The organism is Nakamurella sp. A5-74, from assembly GCF_040438885.1.
In the GTDB taxonomy this organism is placed as follows: Bacteria; Actinomycetota; Actinomycetes; order Mycobacteriales; family Nakamurellaceae; genus Nakamurella.
On sequence record NZ_CP159218.1, the window covers coordinates 829,474 to 853,529 of the forward strand.

At 68.4% G+C, this 24,056-nt stretch carries 27 protein-coding genes and 1 tRNA gene; 19 read left to right on the forward strand and 9 right to left on the reverse strand.

The genetic code is table 11. The features are described 5' to 3' along the window. Positions 1 to 2: 2 nt before the first annotated feature. Positions 3 to 1,604, reverse strand: a complete 1,602-nt coding sequence (locus ABLG96_RS03720) for a long-chain-fatty-acid--CoA ligase (RefSeq protein WP_353650072.1) — start codon at positions 1,602 to 1,604, stop codon at positions 3 to 5. A gap of 172 nt (positions 1,605 to 1,776) precedes the next feature. Between ABLG96_RS03720 and ABLG96_RS03725 the strand changes: the two genes are divergently transcribed. Beyond that, positions 1,777 to 2,463, forward strand: coding sequence for a nicotinamide mononucleotide transporter family protein (locus ABLG96_RS03725; protein WP_353650073.1), 687 nt, complete (start codon positions 1,777 to 1,779; stop codon positions 2,461 to 2,463). 44 nt (positions 2,464 to 2,507) lie between these two features. Further along, entirely contained in the window at positions 2,508 to 6,848 is a 4,341-nt protein-coding gene (gene hrpA, locus ABLG96_RS03730) for an ATP-dependent RNA helicase HrpA (RefSeq protein WP_353650074.1), read from the forward strand. On the opposite strand, the gene ABLG96_RS03735 is transcribed toward hrpA, so the two are convergent. Beyond that, positions 6,839 to 7,783 carry a LysR family transcriptional regulator gene (locus tag ABLG96_RS03735; protein WP_353650075.1) on the reverse strand — a complete coding sequence of 315 codons (945 nt, stop codon included), beginning with the start codon at positions 7,781 to 7,783 and terminating at the stop codon, positions 6,839 to 6,841. The genes hrpA and ABLG96_RS03735 overlap by 10 nt on opposite strands. A 70-nt stretch (positions 7,784 to 7,853) precedes the next feature. On the opposite strand from ABLG96_RS03735, the gene ABLG96_RS03740 reads away from it, so the two are divergent. Continuing rightward, positions 7,854 to 9,080 (forward strand): MFS transporter, encoded by a 1,227-nt coding sequence (locus ABLG96_RS03740; RefSeq protein ID WP_353650076.1) that lies wholly within the window; start codon positions 7,854 to 7,856, stop codon positions 9,078 to 9,080. A 32-nt stretch (positions 9,081 to 9,112) separates the two neighbouring features. Here the strand turns inward: ABLG96_RS03740 and ABLG96_RS03745 are convergent, their stop codons facing one another. Further along, positions 9,113 to 9,430: an antitoxin gene (locus ABLG96_RS03745; protein ID WP_353650077.1), complete on the reverse strand. Its 318-nt coding sequence runs from the start codon at positions 9,428 to 9,430 to the stop codon at positions 9,113 to 9,115. A 96-nt stretch (positions 9,431 to 9,526) separates the two neighbouring features. On the opposite strand from ABLG96_RS03745, the gene ABLG96_RS03750 reads away from it, so the two are divergent. Further along, the gene (locus tag ABLG96_RS03750; RefSeq protein WP_353650078.1) at positions 9,527 to 10,033 is read left to right on the forward strand and encodes an OsmC family protein; all 507 of its coding nucleotides are present in this window, start codon (positions 9,527 to 9,529) and stop codon (positions 10,031 to 10,033) included. On the opposite strand, the gene ABLG96_RS03755 is transcribed toward ABLG96_RS03750, so the two are convergent. Next, positions 10,008 to 11,024, reverse strand: coding sequence for a prephenate dehydrogenase (locus ABLG96_RS03755; RefSeq protein ID WP_353650079.1), 1,017 nt, complete (start codon positions 11,022 to 11,024; stop codon positions 10,008 to 10,010). The genes ABLG96_RS03750 and ABLG96_RS03755 overlap by 26 nt on opposite strands. 45 nt (positions 11,025 to 11,069) lie before the next feature. On the opposite strand from ABLG96_RS03755, the gene ABLG96_RS03760 reads away from it, so the two are divergent. Continuing rightward, positions 11,070 to 11,546, forward strand: coding sequence for a tRNA adenosine deaminase-associated protein (locus tag ABLG96_RS03760; RefSeq protein WP_353650080.1), 477 nt, complete (start codon positions 11,070 to 11,072; stop codon positions 11,544 to 11,546). 44 nt (positions 11,547 to 11,590) lie between these two features. After that, on the forward strand, positions 11,591 to 12,025 hold the full coding sequence (gene tadA / locus ABLG96_RS03765) for a tRNA adenosine(34) deaminase TadA (RefSeq protein ID WP_353651370.1): 435 nt from the start codon (positions 11,591 to 11,593) through the stop codon (positions 12,023 to 12,025). A 696-nt stretch (positions 12,026 to 12,721) separates the two neighbouring features. On the opposite strand, the gene ABLG96_RS03770 is transcribed toward tadA, so the two are convergent. After that, on the reverse strand, positions 12,722 to 13,915 hold the full coding sequence (locus ABLG96_RS03770) for an endonuclease (protein ID WP_353650081.1): 1,194 nt from the start codon (positions 13,913 to 13,915) through the stop codon (positions 12,722 to 12,724). Positions 13,916 to 14,027: 112 nt separating this feature from the next. On the opposite strand from ABLG96_RS03770, the gene ABLG96_RS03775 reads away from it, so the two are divergent. Beyond that, positions 14,028 to 14,117: transfer RNA gene (locus ABLG96_RS03775), tRNA-Ser, on the forward strand. 262 nt (positions 14,118 to 14,379) lie between these two features. Here ABLG96_RS03775 and ABLG96_RS03780 read toward each other — a convergent pair. Both ABLG96_RS03780 and ABLG96_RS03785 read right to left on the reverse strand, forming a co-directional pair. Next, on the reverse strand, positions 14,380 to 15,552 hold the full coding sequence (locus ABLG96_RS03780; protein ID WP_353650082.1) for a site-specific integrase: 1,173 nt from the start codon (positions 15,550 to 15,552) through the stop codon (positions 14,380 to 14,382). Then, complete coding sequence (locus ABLG96_RS03785; protein WP_353650083.1) at positions 15,539 to 16,264, reverse strand: helix-turn-helix transcriptional regulator; 726 nt, start codon at positions 16,262 to 16,264, stop codon at positions 15,539 to 15,541. The genes ABLG96_RS03780 and ABLG96_RS03785 overlap by 14 nt, the downstream gene beginning before the upstream one ends. 112 nt (positions 16,265 to 16,376) lie before the next feature. On the opposite strand from ABLG96_RS03785, the gene ABLG96_RS03790 reads away from it, so the two are divergent. The 12 genes from ABLG96_RS03790 (at position 16,377) to ABLG96_RS03845 (ending at position 22,588) form a co-directional block, all read left to right on the forward strand. Next, a complete protein-coding gene (locus ABLG96_RS03790) occupies positions 16,377 to 16,568 on the forward strand; it encodes a helix-turn-helix domain-containing protein (protein ID WP_353650084.1) in 192 nt (63 codons plus the stop codon). A 108-nt stretch (positions 16,569 to 16,676) separates the two neighbouring features. Continuing rightward, the gene (locus ABLG96_RS03795) at positions 16,677 to 16,802 is read left to right on the forward strand and encodes a hypothetical protein (RefSeq protein WP_353650085.1); all 126 of its coding nucleotides are present in this window, start codon (positions 16,677 to 16,679) and stop codon (positions 16,800 to 16,802) included. Continuing rightward, on the forward strand, positions 16,799 to 16,978 hold the full coding sequence (locus ABLG96_RS03800; protein ID WP_353650086.1) for a hypothetical protein: 180 nt from the start codon (positions 16,799 to 16,801) through the stop codon (positions 16,976 to 16,978). The genes ABLG96_RS03795 and ABLG96_RS03800 overlap by 4 nt, the downstream gene beginning before the upstream one ends. Further along, positions 16,975 to 17,493 (forward strand): hypothetical protein, encoded by a 519-nt coding sequence (locus ABLG96_RS03805; protein ID WP_353650087.1) that lies wholly within the window; start codon positions 16,975 to 16,977, stop codon positions 17,491 to 17,493. The genes ABLG96_RS03800 and ABLG96_RS03805 overlap by 4 nt, the downstream gene beginning before the upstream one ends. Next, positions 17,490 to 17,750: a hypothetical protein gene (locus ABLG96_RS03810; RefSeq protein WP_353650088.1), complete on the forward strand. Its 261-nt coding sequence runs from the start codon at positions 17,490 to 17,492 to the stop codon at positions 17,748 to 17,750. Before ABLG96_RS03805 ends, ABLG96_RS03810 begins: the two co-directional genes overlap by 4 nt. Before the next feature lie 177 nt (positions 17,751 to 17,927). Continuing rightward, complete coding sequence (locus ABLG96_RS03815; RefSeq protein WP_353650089.1) at positions 17,928 to 19,538, forward strand: AAA family ATPase; 1,611 nt, start codon at positions 17,928 to 17,930, stop codon at positions 19,536 to 19,538. Next, the gene (locus tag ABLG96_RS03820; RefSeq protein WP_353650090.1) at positions 19,535 to 19,876 is read left to right on the forward strand and encodes a hypothetical protein; all 342 of its coding nucleotides are present in this window, start codon (positions 19,535 to 19,537) and stop codon (positions 19,874 to 19,876) included. Before ABLG96_RS03815 ends, ABLG96_RS03820 begins: the two co-directional genes overlap by 4 nt. Next, entirely contained in the window at positions 19,873 to 20,070 is a 198-nt protein-coding gene (locus tag ABLG96_RS03825; RefSeq protein WP_353650091.1) for a hypothetical protein, read from the forward strand. The genes ABLG96_RS03820 and ABLG96_RS03825 overlap by 4 nt, the downstream gene beginning before the upstream one ends. Then, positions 20,067 to 20,759 carry a hypothetical protein gene (locus ABLG96_RS03830; RefSeq protein ID WP_353650092.1) on the forward strand — a complete coding sequence of 231 codons (693 nt, stop codon included), beginning with the start codon at positions 20,067 to 20,069 and terminating at the stop codon, positions 20,757 to 20,759. Before ABLG96_RS03825 ends, ABLG96_RS03830 begins: the two co-directional genes overlap by 4 nt. 58 nt (positions 20,760 to 20,817) lie before the next feature. After that, a complete protein-coding gene (locus ABLG96_RS03835; RefSeq protein WP_353650093.1) occupies positions 20,818 to 21,480 on the forward strand; it encodes a helix-turn-helix transcriptional regulator in 663 nt (220 codons plus the stop codon). A 22-nt stretch (positions 21,481 to 21,502) separates the two neighbouring features. Next, on the forward strand, positions 21,503 to 21,967 hold the full coding sequence (locus ABLG96_RS03840; RefSeq protein ID WP_353650094.1) for a hypothetical protein: 465 nt from the start codon (positions 21,503 to 21,505) through the stop codon (positions 21,965 to 21,967). Positions 21,968 to 22,288: 321 nt separating this feature from the next. After that, positions 22,289 to 22,588: a hypothetical protein gene (locus ABLG96_RS03845; protein ID WP_353650095.1), complete on the forward strand. Its 300-nt coding sequence runs from the start codon at positions 22,289 to 22,291 to the stop codon at positions 22,586 to 22,588. Here the strand turns inward: ABLG96_RS03845 and ABLG96_RS03850 are convergent. Then, a complete protein-coding gene (locus tag ABLG96_RS03850) occupies positions 22,559 to 23,476 on the reverse strand; it encodes an arginase family protein (protein WP_353650096.1) in 918 nt (305 codons plus the stop codon). The genes ABLG96_RS03845 and ABLG96_RS03850 overlap by 30 nt on opposite strands. Positions 23,477 to 23,736: 260 nt before the next feature. Further along, positions 23,737 to 23,958, reverse strand: a complete 222-nt coding sequence (locus tag ABLG96_RS03855; RefSeq protein ID WP_353650097.1) for a hypothetical protein — start codon at positions 23,956 to 23,958, stop codon at positions 23,737 to 23,739. Positions 23,959 to 24,056: the final 98 nt, after the last annotated feature.

Consider the following 24,056-nt stretch of genomic DNA (forward strand, 5'->3'; position numbering starts at 1 on the left):
GGTCAGGACGGCAGCCCGCGCAGCACCTGTTTCTGGATCTTGCCGGTGGACGTCTTGGGCAGCGCGTCGACGAACTCGATCTCCCGGGGTGCCTTGTAGCGGGCGATCGCGGTCTTGACGTGCTCGATCAACGCCCGCTCGTCGACCTCCGCTCCCCGCTCGAGGATGACGAACGCCTTCGGTCGTTCCCCCCACTGCTCGTCCGGGACGCCGATGACCGCGGCCTCCACCACTTCAGGGTGCGCCATCAGCGCCTGCTCCACCTCGACGGTGGAGATGTTCTCGCCGCCCGAGATGACGATGTCCTTGGCCCGGTCGCGGATCTCGACGTATCCGTCCGGATGCCACAGGGCCAGGTCGCCGGAGTGGAACCAGCCGCCCGCGAAGGCCCGCTCGGTCGCCGCTTCGTCCCGGTAGTAACCGGTCATCACGTTGTTGCCGCGCATCACGATCTCACCGAGTGTGGCGCCGTCCCTGGGTACGTCGTGCAGGTCAGCATCGACGACCCGGATCAGATCGGTGTGGATCATCCCGACCCCTTGCCTCGCTTGCAATTTCGCCCGGGCGTCCTCGTCGAGCGCATCCCACTCGCGGCGGTACTCGTTGACGGTGTGTGGCCCGTAGGTCTCCGTGAGGCCGTAGACGTGCACGATGGTGAACCCCATCCGGGACATCTGCTTGAGCGTCGTCGGCGACGGCGGCGCACCGGCGGTGGTGATCACCAGTGGTCGATCCAGCGAGTGCGCTCCGGGAGCCCGCATGATCGTGGTGACCACGGTCGGAGCGCCGTTGAGGTGCGTCACGCGGTGCTCGTCGATCAGCGCCCAGATGACGTCGCCGCGCACCTCCCGAAGGCAGACGTGGGTGGCGCCGATGCCGGTGATCGCCCACGGTGTGCACCAGCCGTTGCAGTGGAACATCGGCAGCGTCCAGAGGTACACCGAGTCCGGGGAAAGCTTGCTGTGCACCAACTCCGAGAAACTGTTCAGGTACGCGCCGCGGTGTGAGTACTGCACGCCCTTCGGAGTGCCGGTGGTTCCCGAGGTGTAGTTGATGCTGATGGTCGCGTTCTCGTCGTCCACCGCCCAGGGCAGCGGCTCGTCGGACCCCCGTGCCAGCAACTCGTCGTAGGAGAACCCGGACCCGATCCCGTCGCCCGGCGCGGCCGGATCCAGCACGGTGACGATCTCCCTGACCGAGAGCAGCTCGCCGGCGACCGGAGCGACGATCGGGTGCAGGGCGGCGTCGACGACCAACACGGTGGCCCCGGAGTGATCCAGGACGTAGCGGACCTCCTCGGTCGACAACCGGGTGTTGATCGCCACCAGAACGCCGCCGGCCAGTGGAACGGCGAAGTGCGCGATGAGCATCTCCGGCAGGTTGGGCACCAGGTAGGCGATCCGATCGCCCGGACGGATCCCGGAAGCCTGCAGGGCGCGGGCGACCCGGGTGCACTCGGCGGCGAACTCGGCATAGCTGATCCGCCGCTCGCCGTGGACGATCGCGGTCTTGTCGCCGAAGACGTCCGCGGATCGCTCCAGCAGGCTCAGCGGCGTGAGTTGGGTGAGGAAGACGGGGCCGGTGGGCGGGACAACGGGAGCCATGGCATCACTGTCTCATTGGGCTGTCTCCTCGGTCACTGTGTCCTCCACGACTGGGTGGGAGCGTGGGTGGGGTGCGTATCGTGCGCAGGGCACCCGGCCGACGCGGTGAAGCCCAGTGGCGAGACTCGCTGCAGCGCATTCGAACAGCGGGATCTCGGACGACAGGAGCGGCATGAACTGGCTGAACGACACCGTGCCGATCTTCGGTCTGCAGGTGAAGTGGTCGGATCTGATCGGCAACGTCTTCGCGCTCGCCACCGTGGTGCTCGCCCTGAAGCGGTGGATCCTGGCGTGGCCCGTCCAGATCATCGGTTCGTTGTTGCTGCTGTCGGCCACCCTCTCGGCGCACCTGCCCGGCAACGCAGCCCGCCAGGTCGTCATCATCCTGGGGGCGATCTGGGGCTGGACGCGATGGAACGCCGACCGCTCGGCCGAAGGTGAGATCTCGGTGCACTGGGCGACAGGTCGGCAGCGGATCGCCCTGGTGGTCGCGATGCTCCTCGGGACGGCAGCATTCGGCGGAATCCTCAAAGCCACCAACGGATCCTTCTTCCCCGAGGCTCCGTGGCACATCGTGCTCGCCGATGCCTGGATCTTCATCGGCTCGGTGGCGGCGATGTGGGCGCAGGGTCGGCGGATCGTCGAGTTCTGGTTCGTCTGGCTGGCCGTCGACCTGGTCGGTGTGCCGCTGGCCTGGACGTCCGGCTTGTACTTCTCGGGGGTCGTCTACATCATCTTCTTCGTGATGGTGCTGGTCGGTGTCCGCGACTGGGCGATGCGGAGTCGGCAACGGATCTCCTCACCGTTCGAGCCGGCCCGGGAGATCAAGCGCACCCACCCGGACGCGCGCAGCAGCTGAGCGGCGGAGAACCCGGTGGCGACGCCACCTAAGCTGGAGCGGTCATGTCCGTGTCCCCAGATCCCAGCACTGCAGATGCCACCGCTGCCGACCAGTCCGCGGCGACTGCCACCCCCGCCCTGACCCCTGCAGCGGCACCCCCGTCCGCAGGCCGGCTGCGGCAGCGCCTGCAGGACCTCAGCCTGATCGACGAGCGCCGACTCGGACGCCGACTGGAGGGTCTGCGCAAGATCCGCGACTCCGCGAAGCGGGATCGTTCGCTCGGGCAGATCGCGGACGAGGTGACGCGGGCGGAGCAGCGCATCGAGCGCCGGCGAGCGGCAGTCCCCGAGATCACCTATCCCGATCTGCCAGTGGCCGCGCGTGCCGAGGATCTCGCAGCGGCGATCGCCGAGCACCAGGTGATCATCGTGGCCGGCGAGACCGGCTCCGGGAAGTCCACCCAGCTGCCCAAGATCTGCCTGCAGCTGGGCAGGGGCGTACGCGGGATGATCGGTCACACGCAGCCCCGCCGGATCGCGGCGCGCGCACTGGCCGAGCGGATCGCGGAGGAGACTCACACCGTGCTCGGCGAGCAGATCGGCTACACGATCCGATTCGGCGACCACACCCGCGACGACACCCTCGTCAAGCTGATGACGGACGGCATCCTGCTGGCCGAGATCGGTCGTGATCGACTGCTGAGTCGCTACGACACGATCATCATCGACGAGGCGCACGAGCGCAGCCTCAACATCGACTTCCTGCTCGGCTACCTGACCCAGTTGCTGCCCCAGCGACCGGATCTCAAAGTCATCATCACCTCCGCGACCATCGACCCGGTGCGGTTCTCCCAGCACTTCGGCGGTGCCCCCATCGTTGAAGTCTCCGGGCGGACGTATCCGGTCGAGGTCCGTTACCGACCCTTCGGTCCCGACGAGGCCGCTGAGGACACCGACGAACCGGAAGAGCACAGTGGCTCTGCGAAGACGCCGCGCGGCAAGCAGAACACTGGGAAGTCACCGGACCAGCCGATCGACCAGGCCACCGCCATCTGTCAGGCCGTCGACGAACTCGGCCGCGAGGGAGACGGCGACATCCTGGTGTTCCTGTCCGGCGAACGGGAGATCACCGACACCGCCGAGATCCTGCGGGGGCACCTGCAGAGCCGGCCGGGGACCACCGAAGTGCTGCCGCTCTACGGAAGGCTGTCGGCAGCCGAGCAGCACGAGGTCTTCTCCGCCCACTCCGGCCGTCGCATCGTGTTGGCCACCAACGTCGCCGAGACCTCGCTGACCGTGCCCGGCATCCGGTACGTCATCGATCCGGGCACCGCGCGCATCTCCCGGTACTCGACCCGGACGAAGGTCCAGCGGCTGCCGATCGAGAAGATCTCCCAGGCGTCGGCAGGGCAGCGCGCGGGCCGCTGCGGCCGGGTGGCCGACGGCATCTGCCTCCGGCTCTACGCCGAGGACGACTTCGTGACCCGGCCGGAGTTCACCGACCCGGAGATCGCCCGTACCTCGCTTGCCGCGGTCATCCTGCAGATGGCCTCGCTCGGTCTCGGGGAGATCGAGTCGTTCCCGTTCGTCGAACCGCCGGACACCCGGCAGATCACCGACGGTGTCAGGGTTCTCGACGAGTTGGGCGCGCTCGACCACAGCGGCGCCGACGGTGCGGGTGATCGCACCGTGCGGCTGACCCCGGTCGGTCGGCAGCTCGCTGCCCTGCCCGTCGATCCGCAGTACGCCCGGATGATCGTCGAGGCGAACCAGCGCGGTTGTCTCGCCGAGATCCTGGTGATCGTGGCAGGGCTGACCGTCCAGGACGTCCGGGAGTACCCCCTGGAGGAACGGGACAAGGCCACCGCCGTGCATGCGCGGTTCGCCGACCCGCACTCGGACTTCCTGGCGGTGGTGAACCTCTGGCACTACCTGCGGGAGCAGGCAGCCACGTTGTCCGGCAACGCCTTCCGTCGTATGTGCCGCAGCGAGTACCTGCACTACCTGCGGATCCGCGAATGGCAGGACCTGCACGCCCAACTCCGGCAGGTTGCCAGGCAACTCGGCATGGACACCGACGTCAGTAGTCGGGACGAGGATGCGCCCGACCGGACCGCCGCGGCCTCCGCGCGCCCGGTGCGGGAGGAACCCGGTGCCGGACCGGGTGGGAGCGGCCGGGGAAGACGCCGACGGGGCAAGGGATCCAGCGCCTTCTCCGCGGCCAGAGCGGCGGCCGAGGCGGAGGTCCGCTCCGATCTCGGAACCGACGGCACCGCGACGAAGCCCACGAATGCGACCCAGCAGGGCAGGGGCTCGCAGGTGGTGGGCGTCGACACCGAGGCGGTGCACTGCAGCCTGTTGTCCGGCCTGATCACCCACATCGGGCTCCGGCTGGAACCCGGGCGGGAGTACCAGGGCACCCGTGGTACGAAGTTCATCATCTGGCCGGGATCGGCGCTGGCGAAGTCGCAGCCACGGTTCGTGATGGCTGCCGAACTGGTGGAGACCACGCGACTCTGGGGTCGGACCGTTGCCCGGATCGATCCGGTGTGGGCGGAGAAGGTGGGTGAACACCTGCTCAAGCGAAACCACTCCGAGCCCCGGTGGGACGCCAAGCGTGGTGCGGTGGTCGCCACCGAGAAGGTGACACTGCTCGGCGTCACGCTGGTCGCGGCCAGGACCGTCTCCTATGACGGTATCGATCCGGAGCTGTCGCGGGAGCTGTTCATCCGGCATGCCCTGGTGGAGGCTGACTGGGAGACCCGTCATCCGTGGTTCGCAACGAATCTCGCGGCGCTGCAAGAAGTTTCCGAGCGGGAGGACCGCGCTCGACGACGCGACATCGTCATCGACGACGACACCTTGTTCGGACTCTACGATGCCCGCATCCCGGCCGATGTCACCACCGGGCGGCACCTGGACTCGTGGTGGCGCACAGAGTTCCGGGAGCACCCGGATCTGCTGACCTTCACGCCACAGATGTTGGTGGCCGCCGGCTCCCAGGAGGTGTCCGCGGAGGCGTTCCCCGATCGGTTCAGCTCCGGCGGCGTCGACCTCGACCTCGACTACGTCTTCGACCCCAGTAGGGACGACGACGGCGTCACGGTCACGATTCCGCTCCCGGTGCTGGCCAGGGTCGATCCCGGGTCGTTCTCCGCGCACGTTCCAGGACACCGCGACGAGTTGGCGGTGGCCCTGCTCCGCACCCTGCCGAAGACGTTGCGCCGCAACTTCGTCCCGGCGCCGGACTTCGCCCGAGCCGTGTTGGCCAGGCTCGATCCGGATGCCTCCGACGCGACGGCGGGCTTCGCGTCCAGGTTCGCTGACGGTCTCACTGCGATGACAAGGATCAAGGTGGGGGTCGCCGACTTCGACGAGGCCAAGCTGCCGGACCATCTGCGGATGCGTTTCCGCATCGTCGATGCCCGCGGTGTCGAGGTCGCGGTCGGCAAGAACCTGGCAGAACTGCAGGACGAGCTGCGGGGCAGTACCCGGGATGCGGTGGCGCAGGCGGTCGCCGACTCCACCGCCGAGGTGCACGGTCTGCGGACGTTTCCGCCGGACGGGGTGGAGAAGGAGATCGTCCGGACGATCGGCGGTCAGGAGCTGCGGGCGTTCCCGGCGTTGGTCGATGAGCGGACCTCCGTCGGGATCACCGTCTTCGCGACCGTGCGTGACCAACAGCGCGCGGCGCGCCGCGGCCTGGTGCGCCTGCTCGCCCTGGGCAGTCGTCCGCCCGGCCCCTACATCCGTCATCTGCTGACGTCCGCGCAGATGATGACCCTCGCCACGGCCCCGCACGGTTCGTTCGACGGGTTGGTCGCCGACGCTCTCGACGCCGCCCTGGACGCTCTGCTGGACTGGGCCGGCGGTGTCGTCTGGACGGCGGCAGAGTTCGAGGCGGTGCGGGTGAAGCTCGCCCCGCATCTGGACAGGTCGGTGGGGGACGTCGTGGTCGCGACCGAGGCCGCGCTGCGCGCGGGGAACGTGGCGAGGCTCGAGGTCGACACGGTGCAGGGCGGAGCATTGGCGGCGGCCGCGGTCGACATGCGCAACCAGCTCCAGGAACTGCTCCGGCCGGGGATGATCTCCCGCACCGGCGCCGCGCATCTGCCCGACCTCGAGCGGTACCTGCAGGCTCTGGCGATCCGCGCGGAACGGGCGCGCAGCAACCCGGAGCGCGACCGGGAACGGCTGGCCGGGATCATCGGGTTGCAGACCGAGTTGGAGGATGCGGTGGCAGTGCTGCGGCCGGCCCGGCGTGACGATCCGGATGTCGCCGCGGTGCGCAGGATGCTGCAGGAGTTCCGGGTGGCCCAGTTCGCGCAGCCGATGCGCACGGCGATCCCGGTGTCCGACAAGCGGATCCGGACGGCGATCAGCGCACTCACCGATCAGGGGTAGTGGTGTTCTGCGTCGTCGCGGTTCCTCGCACGGGCTGACGCAGACCAGGTCCGTGCCCGATCCGCGAAGGCGGTCGCGATTCCGCCGGCGTCCCGCCGCCAGATGAGGCCCACCTCCCGGCGGGTGGCGGCTGCGGCCTCGGCGCGCAGCTCGAGCGCGACGGTCCCCGGCGGCAACGCCCGTCCCTCGTCGGGTACGAGAGCCACCCCGAGTCCGGCGCCGACGAGTGCCCGGACGGTGCTGAGGTCCTGGCACTCGATCGCCGTGACCGCGGTGAATCCGGCTGCGGCGCAGAGGGAGTCGAGGATGGTCCGCATGCCGAATCCTGCAGACATCACCACCTGCGGTTCCCCGCGGAGCGCCTCGACGGGCACCGGTGACCCTCCCGCCCACTGGTGGTCATCAGGGACCAGCAGGTGCAGCCGTTGGCGCATCAGCAGCTGCCAGCGCAGGGTCGGTGCTTCCGGCCGCGGTGACACGATCCCGATGTCGAGTTCACCGGCGGTCACCGCTGCAGTGATCAGACCGGCCGCGCCCTGCTGCAGTTGGTAGTCGCCGCCTGCGTCGAGGGCGCGGTGCGCTTTGATCAGCTCGGGTACCAGCCAGGTCCCGAAGGAGTGCAGGAATCCGAGTCGGATCGGCGGCACCGCGCGGCCGGCGATGCGGCGCGCAGCGAGCTCGGCTGCCGCAAGTGCGGCCTCCGCGCTCCGCAGGTGCTCCAGGAACGCGGCGCCGGCGGCGTTCAGTCGGATCGACCGCCCTTGCCGGTCGAACAGCCGCACACCCAGCTCAGCCTCCAGCCGAGCGAGCGCCCGGGAGAGCGTTGGCTGGCTGAGCCCGAGCACGGCAGCCGCCACGGTGACGTTCTGCTCGTCGCCCAGCACGATGGGCCACCGCAGTCGGCGGCGCAGGTCGGTGGAGTCGCGATCATCCATGCGTTCAGACTATGGATCAGTGTCAATAGATGCATTTCCGCACAGAGTGCGGGCAGCGGACAGTTGGCGCATGGACAGCGGTCACCTGCCGGAATCAGCCGAGTACCGGACGCTCACCCGCGGCCTCTTCGCGGCCGGCATGACGACGTTCATGGCCATGTACTCCGCGCAGGCAGTACTCCCGCAGTTGTCGGCTGACCTGGGCGTGAACGTGGGATCCAGCACCCTCGCGGTGAGCGCGACGACCGGGCTGGTGGCGCTTGCCATCATTCCGTCCTCGGCGCTCTCCGAACGGTTCGGCCGGATCGAGGTGATGCGGATCAGCGCGGTCGCCGCCGGCGTCCTCGGGCTGCTGGTGCCGTTGGCCCCAAGCTTTGCCGTTCTGGTGGTGGTGCGCGCCCTGCAGGGCATCGCGTTGGCAGGCGTTCCCGCGGTGGCGATGGCCTACCTGGCCGAAGAGGTCAACGCGGGCTCCGTCGGTAGGGCAATGGGTCGCTATGTCGCCGGGACCACGGTCGGCGGGTTGGCCGGCCGGCTCGTCACCTCGCTCGCGCTGGACGTCATGTCGTGGCGGTGGGCTCTGGAAGTGGCGGCCGTGATCTCGATCGGCTTCACCGCACTGTTCCTGCGGACCGTGCCCGCCTCACGCCGTTTCAGTGCGGTGCCGGTCGGCCCGATCACGGTGTCCCGCACCGTGATCGGGCACCTGGGTCGGCCGGCGCTCGCGGCGCAGTTCGCGCTGGCGTTCCTGCTGATGGGGGGTTTCGTCTCGGTCTACAACCTGCTGTCGTTCCGGCTGCTGGGCGCGCCGTTCGACCTTCCCCAGGCTGTCGTCGGGTTCGTCTTCTGCGCGTATCTGGCCGGAACGGTCAGTTCCGGGTGGGCCGGTCGGCTCGCCGATCGTTGGGGACGGGCGCCGGTGCTGACCGTGTCCGTGGTGGTGTCCGGCGCCGGTCTTGCGCTGACCCTCACCTCGGCCGTAGCGCCGGTCCTGATCGGGCTGGTGCTGTTCACCGCCGGGTTCTTCGGGGCGCATGCAGTGGCCAGCGGGTGGGTGGGCATCCTCGCCGTCACCCACCGCGCGGAGGCGTCCGCGCTGTACCTGTTCTCCTACTACCTCGGCAGCGCCGTGCTCGGCTCCGTGGTCGGGGTCGTCTATTCAGGTTCCGGATGGACGGCAGCCGTGGCCGTGGTCGGCGGGCTGCTCGGGCTGGCCCTGGTGATCGCCCTCACCCTGCTCGTCAGGTCTCGGGGTGTGCGCGACACACAGCGCCGCCCCATCGGCTCTGCAGCCTGACGGGACGGCGCTGTGGGTGCCGTGCCGATTTCTCAGGACGCGGGCGTCGTGGGGGTCGTCGGAGCGGGCGGGGTGACCGGCGGGGTGGTCGCGGCCGGGGGCGTCACCGGGGGAGTCGCGGCCGGGGGCGTCACCGGCGGGGTCGCGGCCGGCGGCACGGTCGGCTCCTGGTCGTTGCCGGCCAGCTTGTCGACGAGCCCGGTCAGCTTGTCCTCGACACCGTCGACCTTCTCGTGGCCGATCTTGCCGCCCACGAAGTCACCGGCCTTCTCGATACCGCTCTTGATCTTCTCGTCGTTGTCGGCGATGAAGCCTTCGACCTTGTTCTTGAGGCCACCGAAATCCACCATGGGTCGTCTCCTTCGTCGTGTACGTCCGAACCGCGGACCCGCGCCGGGCGCTGTCGGGACCGAGCGTAGCCCGGCCTCCTTTCGTAAACTGTTGTGATGGCTCATGAGTTCCCGGTGACCGTCCGATGGGACGGATCGACGGGCAGCGGATACCGCGGGTACTCGCGTACCCACGTGGGTACGACGGAGGGGACACCGGACCTGACGGTGTCGGCAGACCGTCATTTCCGCGGCGATCCTGCGTTCCACAACCCCGAACAGCTCTTGGTGATGGCTGCCGCGTCCTGCCAGCTGCTGTCGTTCCTGGCGCTGGCGGCGAACCGGGGGATCGACGTCCTTCACTACTCCGACGACGCGGTCGGCACCATGACCCCGTCGAGGGGGCCGATGTCGATCGAGCGGATCGAGCTCCGTCCCCGCATCACCGTAGCGGCCGGTCCGGACGGCAGCACCGACACCGCAGCCGTGCTCGCCCTCGTCGAGCAGGCCCATCGGGACTGCTTCATCGCGAACTCACTGCGCTCGGAGATCGAGATCGTCGCGAGCGTCACTGTCACTGCGCCGGGCGGTACCGCGGTCAGTCGACCGGTCCGATCCCGGTGACGATGCGTTCCTGCGCGGTGCGGCGCAGGCCGGTGATGTAGCCGCCGTCCGCTCCGAGCGTCAGCAGGTCGTCGATCGTCGGATTGTTCAGGGTGACCTCCGTCGTCGCCGGTTCCTGCTGCATGCTCAGGAACCCGCGGTGACCGGCCTCGACGGTCTTGGCCAACGATCCGGTGGAGGCGAGCGTGCCCCTGGCGACTCCCAGGATGCCGAGCGACTCGTCGAAGGCGTCGACCAACGCGTCGCGGTTGGCTTCGCACATCGCCTGGACCAGCTCCGGCCGGGTGCCGGCGACCCGGCTGCCGTCGCGGAACGAGCCGGCGGCCAGGGTGCGGGTGAGCGGAATCCCGGACGCGGCCACCTGAGCGAGGGCCAGGGCCAGCAGATGCGGCAGGTGGGAGATGCGCGCCACGGCGCTGTCGTGATCGGCTGCGGTCACCGGGACGACGTGCGAGCCCAGCGCAAGGGCGAGGGCGGCGACGCCGTCCCAGGCGATGGGGTTGGACGACTGCTGCAGGCAGGTGACCCAGGCCGCGCCGCGGAACAGGTCTGGATCGGCTGCGGCGAAGCCGGACGCCGAGGTCCCGGCCATCGGGTGCCCGCCGATGTAACGAGTAAGTGGTGCGATGGCGGTGACCTGCCTGGCCACCGACGCCTTGACGCTGCCGACATCGGTCAGCAGGACTTCCGGCGCCTTCGCGGTGATCTTGCGCAGCATCGACTCGAAACCGGTGACCGGCGAGGCCAACATCACCAGAGCGTCCCGGTCGACGGCCCAGGCAAGCGCCTGATCGAGGGTCGGGTGGATCTGTGCGCCTGATGCGGCAGCCTCCGCGCGGGTGCTCTCGCTGGGTGACCAGCCGGAGACGGGCAAGAGATCCGAGGCCGCTCGCAGGACGGACCCGCCGATCAGACCGAGGCCGAGAACACACAGTCCCTGAGGCAGAGCCTGACTGCGCTTCACCGCCGCGTCGATCGGGGAGTCATCCATGGGGTCATCTTCCATCATCGAAGGTGCACACCGTACGTTGGACCGGTGAGCACCGAAGGTTTTGCTGTTGCAGTGATCCGCGAGGAGACCGACTGGCGGTGCTCGCTGTTGGCCGAAGATCTGGTCGACGACCTCGACGGGGTGATCACCGCCCTTCGGCGACTGTCCGGCAGCGGAGCGGTGTTCGCGCTGGTCAGCGTCGACGAGGAGTTCTTCGTCGTCGTCCGGCCGGTGCCCGGCGGTGCTGCACTCATGCTCTCGGATGCCACCGCAGCACTCGACTACGACATCGCCGCCGACATCCTCGAACTGCTGCAGGTCCCCATCCCCGACGAGGACGACGTCGACGACGACCCATGGCCGGAGGGTGATCTGACGCTGCTCGCAGACCTGGGTGTGCCCGAGGAGCAGATGCAGATCATCGTCGACCAGGCCGAGCTCTATCCCGACGAACAACTCGAGATGATCGCTGCCGCTTGCGGTTTCGCCGATCAGTTCGCCGCGGTGATCGAGAAGCTGTGACCCCGGAGGCTGTCGTGCCGGGTGCGGATCCTGCTGAGGCGTGGATGCGGACGGCCCTGTCGGAGGCGGCTGCGGCCGGCGCTGCGGGCGATGTGCCGATCGGTGCCGTGATCACCACTGCGGACGGCACCCTGCTGGCCGTCGGGCGCAACGAACGCGAGCACGCGCACGACCCGACCGCGCACGCCGAGATCGTCGCGCTGCGCGCCGCCGCCGCGGTCACCGGCCAGTGGAACCTGACCGGCACCTCGTTGTACGTGACGGTGGAACCCTGCGCGATGTGCGCCGGAGCGCTCGTGCAGGCGCGGGTGCGAACCCTGGTGTACGGCTGCCGTGAGCCGAAATCCGGTGCGGCAGGCTCACTCTGGGACTTGCTAACCGATCCGCGCATCCACCACCGCGTCGAGGTGATCGGCGGTGTGCTCGCCGACGAGGCAGCCACCCTGATGCGCGAGTTCTTCGCCGCCCGGAGACGCTGACCGGGCCTCTCCCAGTGCCGCGGATGAGGACGCTGCTCCGCCCGGTTGTCGAGCAGCGAGGAACGAGCGTGACGAGACACGCTCGGCCGCGCCGGTTCGCAGGAACCTTCTTGTGGAGTCGGCCACGGCTGTGCCCCGGGTCCCGCCCGGCGGGGATCCGCGGGTTCGCAGGCTCTCCCGGCGGATTCCCGCCCATGCCCGAGCCACTCCCTGACCCGGGGCGCAGCCGCGGCGGATCACCGGCGTCCACGACGATGAATCGAGATCCACCCCTCTGTCGCCGGCCGAGCGACGAACGAGTCGAGATCCTGTCCGGTCACGACGAATCGATGACGCAGCACAAGCCCGGCTGCGACGGCTGATCGAGCAGCGAGGGACGAGCGTGTCGAGATCCCGTCCGGTCACGATCGGTCTCGACTCACTCTGTTCGCTCGACCACCGAGCATCGTTGATCGAGCGAGGAACGAGTCGAGATCCCGTCCGGGCACGACGAGCTGACGCAAGATGGCCGCTCGCCCAGCATTTCGCAAGAGCCGCCGCGGAAACATCTGGCGCGCGGCCGTTCTCCGTCACTGCCGGCACGGCATCACCCGGCTCGCTCATCGAGTGACGAGAGCATGCCCCTCGACGATCATGGGGGCAGGACGTCCTGCCGAAATGCGTATCGAGGGCCATGTCCTCGTCACAGGGTCAGGGTCAGCTCCCGTAGATCGCGGCCACCCACTCCGGGTGGTCGATGAACGGGTTGCGGTTGTGCTGCCAGGTGTCGAAGACCTTCTGGTTGCGCGTCTTCTCGAACGCATCCGGCGGGTCCTGCGCGTTCCACTTCTTCAGGGCGGAGAGCTTGCCCATGTAGGGCGCAGTGCCGTTGCCGGTGATGTCGTTGATGCCGAGGTTAGGCTTGCCGTCGCCGCCTTCCCAACGGATGTCCATGTAGAAGATCATCCGGGCGACATCACCCTTGTCGGCATCGCGCGGCTCCCACGACGTGGTCGTCGAGTAGTTGCCCTTGGCTTCACTGTTCTCGGTGCCGCCCTCGGCGAAATCCTTGTTGCCACGCGAAGAGTTGACGGACACATCGGCTGCGCGGAGGTGGTTGAGGTCGGTGCCGGGACCGTTGGCGGTACTGAAGTCGCCGTGGCTCTTGGCGTAGACGTGCTCGCGGTTCCAGTTCTCCACGCCGCTGCCGTTGCTCGACTTGGGAACGCTGCGGCCGGTGTACAGCTCGACGACGTTGCCCGAGTTGTTCGGATCCTGGTCGACGTCCTTGATGCCGTCCCAGACCTCGTCGTAGGAGAGTGTGGTGACGCCGGTCGAGATGATCGTGTGCACCTTCGAGCGCAGGGCCGCTCCGGTGAGACCCGAGGTGCCGGTGTAGTAGGCACCGGGATCGCCGGTACCACCGCCGGGATCACCCGGGTCGGTTCCGCCGCCGGCCGGGACGGCGAAAGCGCTCGCCGAGACGAGGCCCGGGTGGCTGAAGTAGGAGGCGAAGGAGCCGGCGACGTCCAACTTCTTCCCGACCGACGTGGGATTGGTCTTGAGGCCGTAGCCAGCGCGGAAGGCACTCGGGATCTGGACGTAGAGGATCTTGGCGGTGGCGGTCTCACCTGCGGTGTCGGCCAGGGCGAGCGCGTAGTCGCTGGGAAAGCCTGAGGTGACGACGGTCGACGAGCCGGTGGGCTGACCGACGACATACCCGGTGACGGTGCCGGCGCTGCCCTGCGCGGCGATTGCCTGCGCGACGGAGATGCTCGCGGTGGTGGCGACCGCCGAGGTCGGTCGAACGGGTGCGGTGACAGCGTGCGCGGCGGTGGCCGGGGCCAGGATGCCGGCACCGAACAACAGTGCGGTGACAAGTGATGTCAGAAATTTCCGGGGGATGGGCACGTTCAGCAAAGTCCCATGGCCCGCCGGGACCGGCAACCCGAAGTCAGGTGAAGCCTTCCGGGATCAAGTATCGGGTGCGAGCGCTCGCCGGATCTCCGGTAGCATTCGTCCCGGTAGCGTGTCCGAGCGGCCTAAGGAGCACGCCTCGAAAGCGTGTGTGGGTGAAAGTCCACCGTGGGTTCAAATCCCACCGCTACCGCCAACGGGATCCGACCCGCGACCTGCGCAGACGCCCAGGCTCGCGGGTCGACCTGTATCCGGATCCCGCAGTCAGCCCGCAGCATCGTCGAGATCGTCCTCGATCGGACCGTCGGATTCGCCGTCCATCCACCGTTGGATCGCAGCCCCGCCGTCCCGCGTGCAGGATCCTCGCTCCGGTCCGGGTTGCCACCGCGATCTCCTCGGCCGCGGCGTCCAGCTGGTCACGTGGTCGGGATGTTGAGGGCTGCCCGCGTGGCGCGCCTTCATCGTTGGGTGCCGGTCCGGGACAGGATCCCGGCGGCTGTCACCGCCAGGTCCAGGCGGTCGGCCACGGCCTCCAGATCGTCGTCGAACAGGTCGGCGTACACGTCCAGGGTCATCGCCGCCGATGCGTGTCCCAGCATCTTCTGGACCGCCTTCACGTTGGCGCCGGCCGACACGGCCAGGCTCGCCGCAGTGTGCCGCAGATCGTGCGGCGTCAGGCGTGGCAGCCCTGCCCGGATCCGAGCCCCCTCGAACCACCCGCCCGTCCCCCTGGGTGGACGCATGAACCCCGCCCGGCCGGGGAACACGAGATCCTCGCGCCCCTTCCCGACACACTGCTCAGCCAACACCGGGGCCAGGAACGCCGGGACGGGCACAGTCCGGCGCCGGTGGTTCTTCGGCGTTCCCAGCTCGACACGGCTGCCCACCTCGACGGCATTCTGGGAGATCGAGATGCGGCGCCGCAGCAGATCGAGATCCCGCACCCGCAGCCCTGCCGCCTCACCCCACCGCAGACCGCCATAGGCCAGGAGCAGCACCATCGGCCCGCGGTCGCCGGCAGCGGCAGCCAGGTCGTGGACCTGTCGGTGCGTCAGATAGGTGTGTTCGCGGCGGACCTTTCGTGGCAGCTTCACCCCGCGCGCCGGGTTCGTGATCAGGCGCCGATCCTTGACCGCGTCATCGAGCACTGCGGCCAGGACTCCGTAGGCCCGCTGCACTGTGGTTGCGCTCCGGGCCTTGCGCTCGCCGTCGTCACCGACTGGACCGGCGGCCAGGTCGGACACCCATTGCTGGACCGTGGTGTGCATGACGTCGACGATCCGGGCCCGTCCCCACGTCGGTTCGACGTGCAGGCGCCACGCGATCTCCAGCGGCCGGAACGCAGACGGCTTCAGGTGGGTCTGCCGTCCCAGCCAAGACGGGCCCAGCTCGCCCAGCGTCACGTGGCCGGCCTTCGGCTCCACGTACTGCCCCGTGACGAGGCCGGTCGTCTGCTCGTCGAGCCAGGACTCTGCATCGACCTTCCGATCGAAGACCCGTTCGCGTTCCCGCGCGTTGTGGTCGACGTACCTGGCCCGCCACCGCTTCCCAGTGCCGGCCTTCGCTGACGGTGTGCCGTCGCGGAGCTTCCACCGGTCCTCCACGCCGCCGCGGCGGTTACGCCTCTGCATCTGGGGCCGCCCATCGGGTCAGCACCTTGTCGAAGAACGCCTGAGCGGGCGGGCCGATGCGTTCGTACTCGTCGTCATCCATCTCGTCGAAGCGAGCGGGCTCAGGGTCGCTCAGAGTGTCCCTCCATGCCTGCTCGACCACTTCCCGCGGAGCTCCGACCGACAGGAGGAGTTCGCGCGCCTCGGTGCCACTCAGGGTCGCGAACGCCGACGTGGTGGGGGCTTCGCTGAGGGGTCCCTCGTGGAATCCGGCATGGCGCCTGATGGTTACGAGGGCGTCGAGAACGGCAGGGCTGTCGTTCTGGTCACGGGCTCGCAACAGGTTGTTGAGGGCGAAGAACACGGCCGACGCGGCCTGGTGAGTGCGCTCCCATATGGGGAGCTGTTCGCGGAATCTCGCTACCTCTTCCTGGGATCGGAGGGAGTAGCTCGCCCATCGTTGCATCTGCCGTTTCACAGGGTCGGCGTCGATCACCAGCTCGTTGAGGGGAGTGTCGAGCACCTGAGCGATGGCGACCGCCTCGGAAAGGTTGACCCGGCGTGCGCCCGTCTCGATCTTGTAGATCGTCGTCTGGTGGAACGGGTGCCCGCGCAGGCGGACTGCCTCGGCCAGGTCTGCCTGGCTCATGTCGAGCCGGTCCCGGGTGCTTCTGACGTTGACCGCAAAGGCCTCCTCGGGATCGGTGCCTGTGGTGTTCGTCTCGTCTGCCATAGGTCGAAGTTACTCCAATCTGTTGTTGCGTTCTATGCCAATCTAGAGCTAGTCTGATCTAGCATTGAGCACAACACCACTTCGGTGTGATGCTTCGAGGAGAGGTGACCGGATGGAAGACGACAGCGAGCTGCTGACAACGGGCGAGGCCGCGCGACTCATGCGCGTACCGGGCAGCACCCTCGTCTACTGGCGAGGACGGGGCGAGGGGCCCCAGAGCTTCCGAATCGGGCGGCGGGTCGTCTACCGCCGGCACGAGATCGATAGGTGGATCCGCGCACAGGAAACCGCGGGCGTCGCGTGACTCGGACCCACCAGCAGGACAGCAAGAAGCCCGCCACGGCGTTGGAGCGCCGGGCGGGCCAGTGCCACACACCCATCCCCAGCAAGGAACAGAGAGCGAGACAACGCCATGAAACCACAGACCCCCGTCAGCCCGGTCGTCCCGAACAGGTTCGTGCAGTCGATCGTGGCCGGCCGGCGACTGCCCGCCACCGCCCGCATTGCCACCACGAGGTTCCCGCGGGTGACCCGATGAGCATCAACCACATCACCGTCGACTACCGGGCCGACCAGGACCTCGCGATCGAATCGCGCCGACGTCCGAACGGCGGCGTCGAGATCAGCCTCGACAACCTCGCGGTCAACCTCATCCTCACCGATAACCAGCTCGTCCAGCTGCGCGACGTCATCGACGCGGCGGCAACCCGATGAGCGCCGCAGTGCGGGCCGCCCACGACCTCGTGCCGTCCGAGGAGATCCTCGACGCCATCACCGTCGCCCACGACGCCGGCGCCACCTACGAAGAGATCCTGGAGTCCATCGAGATCCTCGCCGAAGACCAGGAGGCCAAGGCCGCCACCGCCGAGCAGCACCCGGCACGCGAGAAAGCCCGCCCGTTCTGGCAAACGATGGACTGCCCGTCATGGTGCGACGCCGAACACGCGGTCAACAGCCGACGCGTCCACCAGAGCAACCCGACCGTCGTGTGGTGCACCCGCGCCACCCCTGAGGCCGGGACAGACACCCCGACCGCGATCCAGTTCCACGCCTGGGTGTCCCAGCAGGACCTGCACCGCGACCCCCTCATCTACGCCGGCCACAACAACGCAGGCGAGTACTACCAACCCCTCACCGTCGCAGAGGCGCGCATGTACGCAGCGCAACTGCTCCGCCAGGCCGACATCGCCGAAGGCATCGACCGTGACCGGCCCGGTGATCACACGTGAAGACGTTCCCCGACCACTGGGAACCGCCCCCAGACGGCGTCGACCGAGGCCGCGTAGTCGACATCGACGAGGTCGTCATCGATCGCCTCATCGCCGGAATCCCCGTGCGCTCCAACGTTCCCGAGAGGAAGGCGGCCGTACAGATCCTGACCCTCCGCGGATGGTCCGCGATGCGCATCGGCCAGCAACTCGGATGCGCCCAGCGCACCGTGGTTCGCTATCGCGTCGCAATGCCGATCGGCATGCGCGGCCACTAGAGCCGCCGCCGCCCCGACGACGTCGTCGGGGCGGCGGGTATCACCCCCGGGCCAGGCGCCCAGGACCGCAGCAACACGACCAGCGGGTAGATCCCGAAGCGTCGAGCACCAGCCGCACACAGCAGCGGCACCGCCTGACACACAGGGCCCGCAGCCGGGCCCGGAACGGACTCCTTCATGGGAGCGGATTCCGCACACACCGACACCATCACCGACGAACGCCGCACGCTGGCCTGGCTGCTCCAAGCACCCAGGAACATCCAAGCCAGCTACCTCGGACCCGTGTTCGTCGACACCTACACCGACTCGACCACACGGCAGGTCGCGGCCGCCATCAAGGAACTCATCAGCATGGGCAGGGTCGCCGACGAATCGGCAGTCCTGGACCACCTGAAAGCGCAGCTCCTCAGCGTCGACACTCTCCGTCAGATCCAGCACGACCTGCGCGAAGCAGCCCCATCCGTCGACGAGCGGACAGTCTCGACGTTCAACCGCGCCGCCCTCGTCGCCGAGGAAACCAACCGCCTGCAGATCCGAGCCGACGCCCAGGCCGCGCTGCGCCGGCAGAACGCCACCGAGCGACCGCCGACCGTCCCACTGTCCGAGCTCCTGGCGCAACCCGACGAACCCGTCACCTACCGCGTGGACAGGCTCCTCCCCAAAGGCGGGCGTGCAGTGCTGGCCGCACAGTTCAAGGCCGGGAAAACCACGCTCGTCGGCAACGCCATTCGGGCGCTCGCCGACACCACACCGTTCCTCGAGGAGTTCACCGTCGACGCACTCGACGACGGCCGGCGCATCGTGCTTATCGACAACGAGATGAGCACCTCCCAGCTTCGAATCTGGTTGCGCGACCAGGGCATCGAACACCCCGAGCGGGTCATCACGATCAGCCTCCGCGGTCGCGTGTCCACCTTCGACCTCCTCGACACGCCAACACTCCAAGCATGGGCCGACGTTCTCCGTAACGTGGGCGCCGGGTTCGTGATCTTCGACTGCCTCCGCCCAGTGCTCGATGCCCTGGGCCTGGACGAGTCGCGGGAGGCCGGCCGGTTCCTCGTCGCCTTCGATGCGCTCCTGGCCGCGGCAGGCGTGGACGAGGCGATCCTCGTGCACCACATGGGCCACACCGGCGAACGGTCCCGCGGTGACTCCCGAATCCGTGACTGGCCGGACGTCGAGTGGCGACTCGTCAGGCAGTCCGCCGAGCACGGCGACGAGATCGACCCTGCGGCGCCGCGGTTCTTCGCAGCGTTCGGCAGGGACGTCGACGTCCCCGAGGGCGCCCTGACGTTCGACCCGAGCACCCGGCATTTGACGCTCACAGGGGGGAACCGCCGCGACGTGAAGGCTGAGGAGGCAGTCGAGGACATCCTGGCCGTCCTCGACGAGTCGACTGAACCGCTGAGTGGCCGTGCGATCGCTCAGCGTCTCGCAGGGTCGGAGCACGGGCGGTCGGCGGTTCGCTCAGGTATCCGGGCAGGGATCAGGCGGGGGGACATCCTCACCGAAGACGGACCCCGCAATGCTGTTCTGCACTACCTGAACCCCTCCACCGCGTCAGTGCGCCGCAGTGCGCCGCCAGTGCGCCAGCGCGCTCAATCTGAGTGCGCCAGTGCGCCTATAGGTGGCGCACTGCACTCAGAGACCCAACAGGAAGACATCGACGACCGCGCCACCGGCGCACTGATCGATCCGTGCCAGACCTGCCACCAACCGATGCTCCTCAACGACGGCCGCGCCGAATGCGAACGCTGCCGACTCGACGCCGCCGGAGGTGCCGCATGACCCTCACCCTCGACCACGAACCCACCGCCTGGCTCCGCGCCCAACTCCAGGGCATCGACGATGCGCAACCCGGATGCCGCCACATCCGCACCGGACGCGGCGTGAAGCTCCCGGCCGTGTTCGCACTCTGGCAACCCGGATTCGTCACCTGCCATCCCTGCGCCGCCGCCCTACTCCCCGCCACCGGATCCGCGTCCGACCGCACCTGCGACCGCTGCCACCGCCAATGCATCCCCGCCCTCGGAGACCCAATCCATCCCGCCGCCACCCAGGTCGGCGCCATCCTCGTCCTCCTCGGACTGTGCAGGCAGTGCCTCCGCAGGGAGGTACCCCAGTGAGCGACCGAAGCGCCAGCATCGGCGCCGTACTCGCCAGGCTCACCACCACCGACCCCGACGCCGCCAACCTCATCCGGCGTGAGATCACCGATCTCCGCGCCGAAGCCGCAACCTGGCGCCGTCGATTCCGCGGCGCCACCAGAGACCTCCAGACGGCAACCAGCCGCCAGGACAACCACAGGGAGACACCATGAACACCCCCCAGCTCATCGCAGCGATCCAACAGTTCGGACGCGACCGCGACACCGCACGCAAGTGGACCGATCCGAACCTCACAGCTCAAGCCATCCAGGCCCGCCGCGCCCAGCTCCTCGACACGGCCGTCCACAAGCTCCGACAGGCCGCCGACCCCGAGACGGGAATCAGCGCCGCAGGACAAGCGCACACCGCGGCGCTGGCCGCCCTGCGATCCACCGACGCCGCGAAGGCCGTCACCCGCCAACACCACTGGCAGCGCGCGCAGATGCTCCTGGACGCCGGCCGCTCCCTCGACGTCCTCGTCGCCAACGAATCGGACCCCGAGATCCTCGCCGCCATCGCCGAATGGGGACCCACCTACCTGCGCACCCAACAGGCCCGACCCGACGGCGTGCACCCCACCCAGATCGACGAACCAGACACCTCGGCACTGACGAACTCGATCATCGACCGCCTCGCAGACGGCGACCCCGTGGCGAGCAATCGCGTGTTCCGCGACGCGGTCGCCGCGCGCACCCAGAACGAGCGATCCCAGATGTGGGCCAGCGTCATCGATGGCACCGCCGCCGGCTCCCACAACCCGACCGCCCTGACCGCACTGCACCAGCACGACACCGTCGCCTACGACGCCATCGCCGACGTCGTCTACGACCGCCAGACCGCAACCAGCCAGACCCCGTCCTGATCGCACCGTGCTGCGGGACAGGCCACAACGCCTGTCCTGCAGCAGAAACGGAGACACCATGAACGACAACCCCAGCGACATCGAGCGGGATACGGCCGCGTCTAGTCGCGGGTCGTGTGCGCGTGTGCGTGTCGGTTCCGAGGAAGGTGCGATCGACGAGGCTGAACATTCGCATCTGCGCGACGGCTTCGGCCGGATGCTGCGGGAGACCCGGACCGCGGTTGACCTGAGCGTCGCCCAAGTCGCCAAGCTGTCCGGGCTGGCTGAGCGATCCATTCGCCATTTGGAGGCCGGCACGCGCCGTCCAGGGATGGACACCGTGCTGCTGCTCGGTCTGGTGCTGCAGCGCCCTGAGCCCCTCGTGCGACTGTCAGGAGCGGGCGGTGAGGGAAAGGCGCCACAGGTGTCGACGTTGGCCGCGGACAAGCTCGCTCAACGCCTCCGCGAGTTGGCCGGCGACTCTCTGCGCCAAGGGCACGCGCGCCGCAGCAGTGCCCGGGCCGTCGCGCACTGGCGCCGGTTCGGGATGTCGGAGGATGAACGATCCGAGCAGATGCGGGCGCGGGTGGTTGCTCGCGCCATGAGCACCCTGTCGGTTGCGGCGGGTAGCGTGCGCGCGCATGTGGACTTGGCTGGCCGCGAACGGCCCGGGGATCTCTGCGACTGCTGCGACAGTGACAGCCCTGGTGGCGATCTGGGGTGTGAATCGCACAGTCCGTGACAGCAGGGCTCGAACGCGACCCGTGCTCATCGCGGAACTGGACTTCGCACCCCACTCGAACAACGACGCGATCCTGATGGTCATTCGCAACGCTGGACCCACGCCGGCGCATGACGTTCGGGTCACTTTCGCCCCGCCTGTCCGGGAGTCGCCAAACCATCCGGCGGCCGAGTACGTGCTGAACATGTTCAAGGCTCCTATCGCGACTCTGGGCCCCGGTCAGCGTCTCGCCCCGTTGTGGCACTCGACGCGCACCGAGGGCACGCCCGATCGGGTCACGGTCGCCCTGACTTACCGGGGTCAGGGGAGGCGCGAGTTCACGGAGTCGTACGTCCTGGACGTCGAGCCACTGCATCACGAGCTGCACGTCACCTCGTCCGCCTCCATCAAAGGTTCGATCGCGATCCTCGGACGGAAGCACGACAGGTTGGTCAAGGCGCTGGAGTCGATCGCCAACAACACAGCGCGACCCGACACTGACGACTGAGGGTTGTAGTCGGGCCGGATCCCGCAGCTGGCCCGCAGTGCAGCTATCGATCACTGAGTGAGTGAGGTCGAGCTAGACCTAACCGTGCAGGTCAGAAGGCATATTGTCACCCCTACCTGCGAAAGGCAGAGGTTTCAAATCCCACCGCTACCGCCACGAACCCCTGGTCAGCGGCACCATCGCTGATCGGGGGTTTCTTGCTTCCAGGGGCGCCCGGGCCGGCAGGTGTTCGACTTCATCGGGGACCGGCGTCGACGCTGTGAGTGGCGTCTCAGCCGGTCTCGCCATCCGCGCCGGACTCCGGCCTCGGATCACTGGCTTGTGAAGTCAGACCTCCAGAACAGCGAACCCGGACTCGTGAGTGGGGCGCGGCTCATCGCCGACATCATCGACGAGCATCGTGTGCGGGCCCACCGCACCGCGTCGATCTCGGAGAAGGTGCAGCTGATCACGACGATGATCGAGCTCCGGCGCACCTGGACCCGTCCGGTCGATGTGCTCGTCGAACCGATCGACCGCACTCCTGTCGACCGACGGGAAACCCCGTTCCCGCGCCGAGCAGCAGACTTCGACGTGCTTGCAGCGGGGGATCTACCCCTGCCGAGGAGCGGTGAGGGCTGATGCCAGGGCCGCCACCAGCCTCGGAACTGCCGTCGGGTCCGCCGCGGCGTGCGCCGGGTCCAGCTGACCGATCGTGATACCCCAGCAGTCGGGATCCGGCAGCAGTTCTGCGAGGGCCTGACCGAGCTGCTCGATGGTGGGACCGCTGTTGCGGCCGTTGACGTTCTCGGCGATCGGTGCGTCCAGGAAGTCCAGGACGTCGACGTCGAGGTGAACCACGAAGGCCCCGGGTCCCAGGCTGTTTCGCGCCTCGCGGGCCGCCTGCCCCGGATCGTTGCAGAGGACCTGCTGATCAACGAGGGTGAGCCCGAGCGAGTCTGCCTGGTCTCGTTCCCACTCCGTGGTCTCCCGTGACAGGTCCACTCCCAGGTACACGAGGTCCGAGCGGTCCAGCAGAGGAGTTCCACCCGCTACCCCGGCCAACTCAGGAGCCGCGCCCTCGAGGTCGAGCGCGTGAGCCATGCCCATCCAGCTGAGCGAGCCCTCGGTCGTGGAGTGCGGCGTGTTGAGGTCCAGATGGCGGTCGATGTAGATGAGCCGTGGGCTCTGACCGAGCCGGGCCAGCGCGGCGCACATGCCGACCGCAACGACGCAGCTTCCGCCCAGGACGAGGAGCTTCGCCTCAGCCGACAGGAAGTTGGAAGCGGCCTCGGCCAGCTCCAGCGTGGCGGCGACCTCATCGTCGAGGTTCTGTGCGTACCTGTTGGACCGGTCCGGCACCCACAGTCGCTCGGTGAGGTCGCCGTGGTCATGGACCTCGCAGCCGGCAGCGGTCAGCGCTTCGATGAGTCCTGCGTCCCGCACTACGGCCGGCGCCCGCTCGACACCGACGCAGTACGCGCCAGCACTGTTCGGGACCCCGAGCACGTTGACCCGTGGATTGCTCATGCCCGGATCTTCCCCGACCCGGACCGGAACGTCCTGCCGATTTCGTCCCGGCGGCCCGGTCGCCTGCCTGCGGGCATCCACTGCGCCGGGTTCGTCACCCAGGTCACCTGGGCCGGCCCCGACACCGTCGATCATTCGGCAGGCCGGTCTCCGCTCACCCGCCAGGTCGACATCTACCGCCGCGAGGCATACCCGTTGACGAGCGACGCGGTCACCGAGCTCGCTCTGTGACGACAGGGCCGCGGGGGAGCCGGATCTCGTTACTCGCCGTTGGCTGTGCTCTCGATCCAGTCGACAGCCGAGTCAGTCAGGACCGGTTCGTCGGGATCGTGAAGGTCCAGCCATCCGAGTTCGCTCGCGTCGCCGGCCGAAGCTGTGAGGCGTTTGAGAACGTCGCTCGGCAGCACTTCGCCGTTGTGATCGATCAACCACTGGCGGGTCTGCTCGTCCTGCTCCTGCCACACCGCTGCGAAGTCGCCCATCGACGGATTGTGAGCGACTGCAGGGTGGGATGCAAACGGCCCCGGGGCGAATGACCGGTCATGGGCTGGGGACCTTGCCGCGCACATGTCGAGCATGA